Source organism: Salinivibrio siamensis, from assembly GCF_001996005.1.
Taxonomy (GTDB): domain Bacteria; phylum Pseudomonadota; class Gammaproteobacteria; order Enterobacterales; family Vibrionaceae; genus Salinivibrio; species Salinivibrio siamensis.
The window spans coordinates 39,937-50,076 of sequence record NZ_MUFB01000026.1 but is presented as its reverse complement, the minus strand read 5'-3'; the positions used below and the strand labels follow the sequence as shown (position 1 = coordinate 50,076).

Here is a 10,140-nt window from a genome sequence, read left to right as displayed (position 1 = left end):
AAATATAACTTCTAGAGTGATCCCAGTGCCGACAAACACTGAAGGCGTTCGAGCCAAAGCGGTTCGGTCTGTCGGGGAATCGTATAGAGGATGCAAAGGAGTCTTGCTATGACAATTGATAATGGCGTACGTGTAATCGCTGGCATGATGGTGCTACTTTCTGTCGTGCTTACCCTCACAGTTCACAGCCAATTTATTTGGCTAACCGTCTTCATTGGCGTAAACCTGATCCAAAGTGCGTTTACAGGGATTTGTCCGGCTGCCTTTTTCCTGAAAAAACTTGGACTAAGCAACGCTTGATGGAGTCATAATGACCAAAATCGTAATTATTGGCGGCGTCGCTGGTGGCGCCTCTGCCGCCGCTCGCGCCCGTCGCTTAAGTGAAGAAGCCGAAATTATCATGTTCGAACGTGGCCCGTACGTCTCGTTCGCTAATTGTGGTTTGCCTTATCATATCGGCGGAGATATTACCGATCGCAGTAAACTCTTGCTGCAAACCCCAGATAGTTTTCGCGCCCGCTTTAATGTGGATGTGCGCATCAACAGCACAGTCACTGCGATTAATCGCGAGAACAAAACCGTTACCGTCACCCGTGCCGATGGCAGCGATTATCAAGAAAGTTACGACAAATTACTGTTAAGCCCAGGTGCGGCCCCCATCATGCCGCCCATCCCTGGCTTAGATAACCCGCTGACCCACTCGCTCCGCAATATTCCAGATATGGATGCGATTTTGCATACCATTGATATGAATAACCCCAGCCATGCGACTGTCGTTGGCGGAGGATTTATTGGCCTTGAGATGATGGAAGCGCTGCATCAACGCGGGATTAAAACCACCCTATTGGAGATGGCCGATCAGGTCATGACGCCGGTTGATCGCGAAATGGCGGGCTTTGTTCATCAAACCATTCGCGATCAAGGAGTGGATTTACGCCTAGGCACAGCGCTGGAGTCCGCCGAGTTTATTCCCACCACGCATGTCGCCAGTGATGATGCCGGCGAGCCCAGAGAGCCACAACACTTAGAAGGTTCACTGAGCCTCACGCTCAATAATGGTGACACGCTGCAGACTGAATTGTTGATCATGGCGGTTGGCGTTAAGCCTGAAGTCACGCTGGCGCAACAGGCGGGGCTTGCCATTGGTGAAAAAGGCGGGATTGTGGTCAACAGTACTCTGCAGACCCAAGATCCCGATATTTACGCGGTCGGCGATGCAGTCGAAGAAATCGACTTTGTGACCCATAAGCCAACGTTAGTGCCACTGGCGGGTCCGGCGAACCGTCAAGGACGTATGGCCGCTGACAACATGCTAGGAAGCACTGAACATTATCTTGGCACCCAAGGCACCGCCATCTGTAAAGTGTTCGATCTCGCCGTCGCCTCGGTGGGCCAAAACGAGAAACAACTCAAGCACGCTGATATCGACTATCAAAAGGTCTATGTCCACGCCGCCAGTCATGCCGGTTATTATCCCGGTGCCGAAATTGTCTCGTTTAAACTGTTATTTGCCCCGGATACCGGTGCGATTTTAGGCGCACAAGCGGTGGGTAAAGACGGCATTGATAAGCGCATTGATGTAATGGCCGTGGCACAACGTGCTGGCATGACCGTTGAGCAGCTACAACATCTAGAACTCACCTACGCACCGCCTTACGGAAGTGCCAAAGATGTGATTAACCAAGCGGCGTTTGTAGCAACCAACCTGATTAAGGGTGATGCAAAAGCGATTCATTATCACGAGCTAGATGCGAGACATGATGACCAAGTGCTACTCGATGTGCGCAATGCCCCAGAGCGCGAAAACGGCCAGTACATTGAAGGCGATGTGCATATTCCGGTCGACGAGCTGCGCGGACGCATCGATGAACTACCCAAAGACAAAGAAATTTTGATTTACTGTCAGGTCGGTCTCAGAGGCAACGTCGCCTACCGCCAGTTAGTCAATCATGGCTTTAAAGCGCGCAATTTGATTGGAGGCTATCGCACTTACAAATTCGCCACCGCCTAACCATTCAGACACTCCCTATCAAAAAGCACGAGCACCCGTTCGTGCTTTTATTTATTGGAAAATCTCCCCTACCTCGTTTATACCTTAACTATTGTCATGATTAGTTGTAAGGCTTTTAGTCATTAACTTCATGCATGATGTCACGACATCACTCCACTGAGTCTCATTTCCCGTTTTGAGCAAGAGGATAACTATGCTAGGTCGCTCTAACACTCATTTACAAGCACTTGAGCAAGCCATTATCGCCGTTGTCACGATTGATCATCACAATAACATCACCTTTTTTAATCAAGCCGCAGAGGATATATGGGGATACGCCGCGAACGAGGTATTAGGTAAAAACGTGGCGATGCTGATCCCTACCGAACTGCAAGCTGATCATGATAGTTATGTTAACCGACACAGAGAGGGCGGGGAGGATCGTATCGTCGGACGCTCTCGGGAAGTGCAGCTCAAGCGGAAAGATGGCGCATTGACTTGGGTACAACTGTCGTTATCCAAGATACGTGTCGCTGGCAAAATCCATTACACCGCCTTTGTTCGTGATGTGACCGCGGAACGAGAGGCACGAGAGATGATGACCCAAACGCTCGAGCAAGCGCTTGATGCAGTCGTGTGCATAAATGAACACAACTGTATCACTTTTTATAACAAAGCGGCTGAGCAGTTGTGGGGATACAGCAAAGAAGAGGTTCAGGGTAAAAACGTTAAAATGCTGGTCCCGCAAGCAATTCAGTCTACTCATGATGAATATATTGATAGGAACCGCAAAACCGGCGAAGACAGAATTGTCGGGACAAGTCGAGAAGTCGAAATTGAACACAAAGACGGTCATCGCCTCTGGGGACAACTGTCACTGTCTAAGATACGTCTGGATAACCGGACACTCTATACCGCATTTGTTAAAGATGTTACGGAAGCAGTAAGACGTCGCGAAGAAATGCGATTACTGTCCATGGTCGCTAACGAAACCGACAATGCTGTTGTGGTGACGAATCCGAAAGGTGAAGTGGTATACGTTAATCGCGGCTTCGAAGATATGTCAGGCTATACATTTAATGAAATGGAAGGGAAAAAGCCAGGACATGTTTTACAAGGTAAAGATACCGACCCCCAAACCATACAAAATATCCGCGATCATTTATCACGTTGTGAACCCTTCTATGACGAAATATTGAATTATAATAAGGATGGCGAGCCCTACTGGATCTCCTTATCGATAAACCCTGTTTGGGACAGCCAAAACCAGCTAACCCATTTTATATCGGTACAAGCCAATATTACGCAAGTCAAGCAAACCTATTTAGATTTCACCCGCAAACTGGATGCTATTGGCGGCGCGCTCGTCATTATGGAGATTGACGCGACTGGCAAGCTTGATTCCGTGAACCCCTTATTTGAAGAGGCACTAAAACAGATTGATAAGTCGTGTGACGACGCGTCACGTTCTATTTATCATAAAATTACTCACGAATTAAAAGAAGCGATTGATGAACAAGGGCATGCTTCGGCGTTGATCGAGTTTGATGGTCAACATGACCAACTGGCGATTGATGCGAGAATCTGTGTACTTAAAGATTTATCCGGCAACATACTCAATTATGTCATGTTCGGTATCGATATCAGTACGCGGCGTAAAACAGTCGCAAAAACACAAACATCAATGCAGTCCGTCTCTCAGTCCAGCCAAGAGGTCATGAAAATCATTGATACCATCAACAATATTTCAGAGCGCACTAACTTACTCGCACTCAACGCCGCCATAGAGGCCGCTCGCGCGGGTGAGCTTGGGCGTGGTTTTGCCGTGGTCGCCGATGAGGTTCGTCAGTTAGCCCAAAGCTCTCATCAGTCGAGTAAACAGATTAGTGAATTAGTGGAAAGTACCGTGCAAAGTATTGATGAACTGGCCACCTTGTTGAATGACATAGAGAGCTAGAACGTCGAGAAGTCCAAGAGCCAACACTAGCGCCATTTATTCACGCAAAAACTAAATTAGCATTGACTTATATTGAAGCCTCAGTATGCTGCGTGTCTGATTTAATCGTAACCTGTTTTGACTCACTGAAAGGAAAATCATGACATTTCAAATTCCATGGGAAGCCTTAGTTGGTGGCATGCTTGTGGGCACAGCCTGTCTGGCACTATTAGCTTTCAATGGTCGTATTGCGGGGATCAACGGTATAGTGTCAGGCGCGTTGTCATCACGCGGTCGTGAGGCACAATGGCGAGGGTTGTTTTTGCTGGGTATGATCACTGCCGGTGTCTTAATGCCATTCATTGGCTTCGAATTGCCCGACTACACAAGCCTTACACCGGGATTAACACCTATGGTTGCCGTACTCGCAGGTTTATTGGTCGGCGCAGGAACAACGCTCGGAAACGGCTGTACCAGTGGTCATAGCATTTGTGGCATCGGTCGCTTATCGAAACGGTCAATCGTGGCAACGCTCACTTTTATGAGTGCTGCCTTTGTCACTGTTTTTGTTCGTTTACACCTTTAAGGACGTTTATCGCTTATGTTCCGCCTTGTTGCTCTACTCTCAGGCTTTATCTTCGGTGTGGGTATGATGGTGTCAGGCATGACCGACCCGTCTAAGGTGATTGGCTTTCTGGATGTGTTTGGCCACTGGGACCCCAGCCTTGTGTTTGTGATGGGTGGTGCGCTGCTGGTTTTTGTTCCCGGCTACTTTTTGGCCGTGCGTCGGCAGAAAAAACCCTTAATGGCCGATCAATTTTGCCTGCCCAAAACGCGAAAGATTGATAAAAAACTCATCGGCGGCGCATTACTCTTTGGCACCGGCTGGGGACTCGCCGGACTTTGCCCAGGCCCGGCAATCACGGCCATTGGCTCCGGTGCACTACCGATAAGCTTATTTGTGATTAGCATGCTAGTCGGAATGCGGCTTGTAAACCTATTCAGTGCCAGCTCAAACCGCACTCTCGCGGCTGAACGTTAAAGAATGACAGGTGAGCAGGCGGCGCAATCGCCACCTGCCTTCGGTTTATCGTCGTTCTACGAGAACAGTCCCGACGACAAATAACGGTCGCCGCGGTCGCAAACAATGGGCACCACCACAGAGCCGGGTTCGGCTTTCGCGACTTGCAGGGCCGCAAACACCGCGCCACCCGAGCTAACACCTGCACATATACCCTCTTCTCTGGCGAGGGCGCGCGCAGTCTCTTTCGCATCTTGCTCAGAAATGTCCATCACCTCGTCGATATGCTCGTCGGTATAAATGCCAGGTAAATACTCAGCCGGCCAGCGCCGAATACCAGGGATCGCACTCCCTTCGGTAGGCTGTAAGCCAATGGTTTTAATCGCGGGGTTTTGCGTTTTTAGGTACTTTGAGGTTCCCACAATGGTGCCTGTGGTGCCCATGCTGGCGATAAAGTGGGTGATTTGTTGCTGGCTTTGTTGCCAAATTTCTGGGCCCGTACCCGTTAAGTGCGCCTGCCAGTTATCCGGGTTAWTAAACTGATCCAACACTTTGCCCTTACCCTGTGCCTGCATGGATAAAGCTAAATCGCGTGCGCCTTCCATCCCCGCCGCTTGAGAGACGAGGATAAGCTCACTGCCATAGGCTCGCATGGCATCTTTGCGCTCCTGTGTGGCGTTTTCAGGCATGATTAAAATCAGTCGATAGCCTTTAATCGCCGCTGCCATCGCCAGCGCGATCCCAGTGTTGCCACTGGTCGCTTCAATCAAGGTATCGCCCGGTTGGATATCTCCCCGTGCTTCTGCTTGCACGATCATATTAAGTGCAGGTCTGTCTTTCACCGAACCGGCTGGGTTATTGCCCTCGAGTTTGACCAAAACAGTGCTGCCTGTAGCTGCAGCTAGGCGCTGCAAGCGCACCAAAGGGGTCTGACCCACATAATCTTCAAGCGTGGGGAAATCAGCCACGTTGCTTACCTCTGCATGTTTCATGAATTGCCTGCCTGATGGGTGCTTTCAACACCGCGTAAGGCACTGTCTATCGCCATAYCCTACAAGGAGGCTATGTGCGACACGCAGACATTTTTTCACTAACATATACAAAATGGTTATATTCAAACTCTTTTTTATTCCCTTCAATTGCTTTTATTCTGTGACCTATCCCAACTTTCTTCGCTGATAACAGCAACAAACGGCTATCAAGGATTTTACAATGAAGGTATTCAAAACGCTGGCTCTCTCAGCCTTGCTTGCCACCAGTGCCGCACCGGTATCTGCCGCCGAGCAAACTCTTTTGAATTCATCTTACGACATCGCGCGTGAGCTTTTTGCTGATTACAATCCGCTGTTTGCGGCGCACTGGCAAGAAAAAACCGGAGAGTCGGTGACCATTAAGCAGTCTCATGGCGGATCCTCGGCGCAGGCGCGCGCCATCATGCAAGGGCTACAAGCGGATGTGGTCACCTTCAACCAAGTCACGGATGTACAGGTGCTGTACGATCGCGGCAAGTTGATCGACAAAAACTGGAAAGAGAATTTCCCCAACAGTAGCTCGCCGTACTACTCCACCACCGCGTTTTTAGTGCGCAAGGGCAACCCCAAAAACATTGAAAATTGGGATGATTTAGCCAAGGACGACGTTGCCTCTGTCTTCCCAAACCCAAAAACCTCCGGTAACGCCCGTTATACCTACCTTGCTGCACTCGGTTATGCGCAAAAGGCGTTCGGAAAAGACAACACCGAGCAACAAGACCAGTTTTTGAAACAGCTTCTCGCCAATGTGGCGGTGTTTGATACCGGTGGCCGCGGCGCAACCACCTCATTTGTTGAACGTGGCATTGGCGATGTGCTGGTCACCTTTGAATCAGAAGTCAACAATATCCGCCAGCAATATGGTAGCGACAAGTACGATATTGTGGTGCCTAAAACCTCGATTTTAGCTGAGTTCCCCGTCGCCGTGGTTGAGCGTAACGCCAAACGCAACGGCACCACTGAGTTGGCAACCGAGTATCTGTCTTACCTATACAGTGAAAAAGCACAGCGCTTATTGGCCGATTTTAACTACCGTGTCCATCACCCTGACGTGGTCAAAGACAATGCCGATCGTTTCCCTGAAGTCGAATTGCTGACCGTGGAAGCTATCGCAGGAAGTTGGGACCAGGCCATGAAAACGCACTTTGCCAGTGGCGGAAAACTCGACCAACTACAACGCCGTTAATGCTTTCTAGGTATTGAGACGCTATGCCATCGCTATCGTATCAACGCCAATCCACACCTTTGGCAGCACGTCAGCAACGCGTGCTGCCCGGGTTTGGCATCAGTTTGGGCGTGTCTTTGCTGTTCTTCAGCTTAATCCTGCTGTTACCGGCCAGCGGCCTTATCATGCAAACCAGCCAAATGAGTTGGCAAGAATACTGGTTTGCCATCACTGACCCACGCATTGTTGCCAGTTATAAAGTCACAGCCGGTGCGGCGCTGATTGCCTCACTACTAAATGGTGTGATTGGCCTGCTCTTTGCGTGGGTGCTGGTGCGATACGATTTTGCGGGCAAACGCTTGGTCGATGCGCTGGTTGATTTGCCGTTTGCACTGCCCACCGCCGTTGCCGGTGTCACGCTCGCCACCCTGTACGCCGATAACGGCTGGATAGGCAGTGTGCTTGCTAATTTCGGTATCCAAGTTGCTTACACGCCGCTTGGGATCGTGATTGCCATGATGTTTACCAGCTTGCCGTTTGTGGTGCGTACCGTCCAACCCGTGTTGGAGGAAATTTCTCAAGAGGAAGAAGAGGCCGGTACTGTGCTCGGGGCGAGCGACGCTGCGGTATTTTGGCGGATTATTCTGCCGACCATCAAGCCAGCGTTGTTAGTCGGTGTGGCCTTATCGTTTACCCGCAGCTTAGGCGAGTTCGGCGCGGTCATTTTTATTGCTGGCAATATGCCCTACGTTAGCGAGATCACGTCGCTGATGATCTTTGTTCGCTTGCAAGAGTTTGATTTTCCAGCGGCGAGTGCCATTGCCTCGGTGATCTTGATGGCATCCCTGTCATTGTTGTTTGCCATTAACCTTTGGCAAGGTCGCTACTTAAAGCGCATTCACGGGCGATAAGGACACCTTATGAGTAGAAACACGGTGAGAATCGGTGATACCCCATGGATAAGGCGCAGTTTAATCGCGCTTATGCTGCTGCTCGTGGCGCTGGTGTTGGTTGTGCCATTGGTAAGCATCTTTTCCATTGCCTTCGCGGATGGTATCGCCAGTTACTTCCAACACTTGCTCGCGCCGGATACCCGCCACGCGATTGGCCTCACTTTATTAGTGGCCGTTCTCACGGTACCCATTAACCTAGTATTTGGCGTGATGTTGGCATGGGCGGTCACCCGTTTCCAATTTCCGGGACGAAAACTGGTCACCACCTTGATTGATATCCCGTTTGCCGTGTCGCCCGTGGTCGCAGGCTTACTCTATTTGCTGCTGTATGGCAGTAACGGCTGGCTAGGCGCGTGGCTATTTGAGCATGATCTTCAAGTAATGTTTGCCCTACCCGGCATTGTGTTGGTCACTATTTTTGTTACCTGCCCTTTTGTCGCCCGCGAGCTGATCCCGCTCATGCAACAGCAAGGGCAAGCCGAGGAAGAAGCGGCGGTGGTGTTAGGCGCATCATGGTGGCAGCTTTTTCGCCGCGTCACCTTGCCCAATATTAAGTGGGCCCTCATCTACGGGGTCATTTTGACTAATGCGCGCGCCATCGGCGAGTTTGGTGCGGTCGCTGTGGTGTCAGGCAGCATTCGCGGTCAAACCAATACCCTGCCTTTGCAGGTACAGCTGCTCTATGAGGACTACCAAACCCAAGCGGCGTTCGCCTGTGCGTCATTACTTGCTTTTATGGCTCTCGCCACCTTGGCGCTAAAAGCTTTGGTGGAATGGCGTCAGTATCGTGTGCACGCCAGCACCGCGCCGATGGATGAAAGCAGTGCATCAACGCCTGCCCACTTAACCTTACAAACGAACCAGAGTGAGCCGTAAGCCATGCGCATTCAACTGAACGATATCACCAAACACTTTGGCCAATTCCAAGCGTTATCGCCGTTATCACTCACCATTGAGCAAGGTGAAATGATGGGGCTGCTTGGCCCCTCAGGATCCGGGAAAACCACTTTATTGCGTATTATTGCCGGATTAGAAAGCAGTAACAGCGGCCAGATCCTGTTTGGAGAGCGCGATGTCACCCGCGTTCATGTGCGAGATCGCCGTGTCGGGTTTGTTTTTCAAAACTACGCCTTGTTTAAACACATGACGGTGGCAGAGAACATCGCCTTTGGCTTGCAAGTGATGCCACGTCGCGAGCGTCCTTCACCGGCCACGGTGACACAAAGGGTTAATCAACTGCTTGAGGTCGTGCAGTTGGGCCACCTGGGCCAGCGGTATCCCGAACAATTATCAGGCGGGCAAAAGCAACGTATCGCGCTGGCGCGAGCGTTAGCGACACAGCCGGAAATCTTATTGCTTGATGAGCCATTTGGGGCATTAGATGCACAAGTGCGCAAAGAGTTACGCCAATGGTTACGCAGACTTCACGATGAAATGGCTTTTACCAGTGTGTTTGTTACCCACGACCAAGACGAAGCACTGGAACTATCGGATCGCGTGGTAGTGATGAGTAACGGTCAAATTGAACAAGTCGACAGCCCGGTTGATCTATATGCTGCGCCGAAAAGTCGCTTTGTGTTTGATTTTTTGGGGAATGTAAATGTCTTTTCCGGCGCCTATCAACAAGGCGTCTGGCAAAATGGCAATGCCTTTATCCAACCCACATTAAACACGCACACCCAACAATCAGGCACTTTGTATGTGCGCAGCCATGAGTTAACTCTGGCCGATAAACCCAATAGCCAACTCTCGCTGCCCATGCGTGTGGTCTCTATCAATCCAGTCGGTGCCGAGGTGCGGGTTTCACTCGCCCCACAAGGCTGGGAGAGTGAACAACTGTGGGAGGCCACCCTGACCCATCATGCGTGGCAAGCCGCAGCGTATCAAAAAGGGGATACCGTGTATGCGATGCCGCACCGCGGATATTTTTTCAACGGCACTGACATGGAGCCACAACGCCTTAATTGGCCATTTTTGGCGAAAGATAGCTTGATATACGATATTTAATTGGTTTTGCGGGTAAATCTTGGCGGTGCTTTATCAA

At 50.4% G+C, this 10,140-nt stretch carries 10 protein-coding genes and 1 pseudogene; 10 read left to right on the top strand and 1 reads right to left on the bottom strand.

All coding sequences use genetic code 11. The features are described from left to right. Window positions 1–108 precede the first annotated feature (108 nt). The 6 genes and pseudogenes from BZG73_RS12840 (at window position 109) to BZG73_RS12820 (ending at window position 4,968) form a co-directional block, all read left to right on the top strand. Window positions 109–300 carry a YgaP family membrane protein gene (locus BZG73_RS12840; protein WP_069586663.1) on the top strand — a complete coding sequence of 64 codons (192 nt, stop codon included), beginning with the start codon at window positions 109–111 and terminating at the stop codon, window positions 298–300. Between the two features lie 10 nt (window positions 301–310). Next, window positions 311–2,011, top strand: coding sequence for an FAD-dependent oxidoreductase (locus BZG73_RS12835; RefSeq protein WP_077668500.1), 1,701 nt, complete (start codon window positions 311–313; stop codon window positions 2,009–2,011). A 193-nt stretch (window positions 2,012–2,204) separates the two neighbouring features. Then, window positions 2,205–3,299 (top strand): annotated as a pseudogene (locus BZG73_RS16350) (PAS domain S-box protein); the annotation flags it as partial. Window positions 3,300–3,674: 375 nt separating this feature from the next. Beyond that, a complete protein-coding gene (locus BZG73_RS16345; protein WP_369801978.1) occupies window positions 3,675–3,947 on the top strand; it encodes a methyl-accepting chemotaxis protein in 273 nt (90 codons plus the stop codon). 139 nt (window positions 3,948–4,086) lie between these two features. Beyond that, entirely contained in the window at window positions 4,087–4,512 is a 426-nt protein-coding gene (locus BZG73_RS12825) for a YeeE/YedE family protein (RefSeq protein ID WP_077668498.1), read from the top strand. A gap of 15 nt (window positions 4,513–4,527) precedes the next feature. Next, window positions 4,528–4,968 carry a YeeE/YedE family protein gene (locus BZG73_RS12820; RefSeq protein ID WP_077668497.1) on the top strand — a complete coding sequence of 147 codons (441 nt, stop codon included), beginning with the start codon at window positions 4,528–4,530 and terminating at the stop codon, window positions 4,966–4,968. A gap of 56 nt (window positions 4,969–5,024) precedes the next feature. Here the strand turns inward: BZG73_RS12820 and cysM are convergent, their stop codons facing one another. Beyond that, entirely contained in the window at window positions 5,025–5,915 is an 891-nt protein-coding gene (gene cysM, locus BZG73_RS12815) for a cysteine synthase CysM (protein ID WP_077668501.1), read from the bottom strand. 244 nt (window positions 5,916–6,159) lie between these two features. On the opposite strand from cysM, the gene cysP reads away from it, so the two are divergent. Genes cysP through BZG73_RS12795 form a run of 4 tightly spaced genes read left to right on the top strand, consistent with a single transcriptional unit; the run spans window position 6,160 to window position 10,103 of the window. Beyond that, window positions 6,160–7,164 (top strand): thiosulfate ABC transporter substrate-binding protein CysP, encoded by a 1,005-nt coding sequence (gene cysP, locus BZG73_RS12810; protein ID WP_069586667.1) that lies wholly within the window; start codon window positions 6,160–6,162, stop codon window positions 7,162–7,164. 23 nt (window positions 7,165–7,187) lie between these two features. Continuing rightward, window positions 7,188–8,054, top strand: a complete 867-nt coding sequence (cysT, locus tag BZG73_RS12805; RefSeq protein ID WP_077668496.1) for a sulfate ABC transporter permease subunit CysT — start codon at window positions 7,188–7,190, stop codon at window positions 8,052–8,054. 9 nt (window positions 8,055–8,063) lie between these two features. Next, on the top strand, window positions 8,064–8,972 hold the full coding sequence (gene cysW, locus BZG73_RS12800; protein ID WP_077668495.1) for a sulfate ABC transporter permease subunit CysW: 909 nt from the start codon (window positions 8,064–8,066) through the stop codon (window positions 8,970–8,972). Between the two features lie 3 nt (window positions 8,973–8,975). After that, entirely contained in the window at window positions 8,976–10,103 is a 1,128-nt protein-coding gene (locus tag BZG73_RS12795) for a sulfate/molybdate ABC transporter ATP-binding protein (RefSeq protein ID WP_077668494.1), read from the top strand. Window positions 10,104–10,140 lie beyond the last annotated feature (37 nt).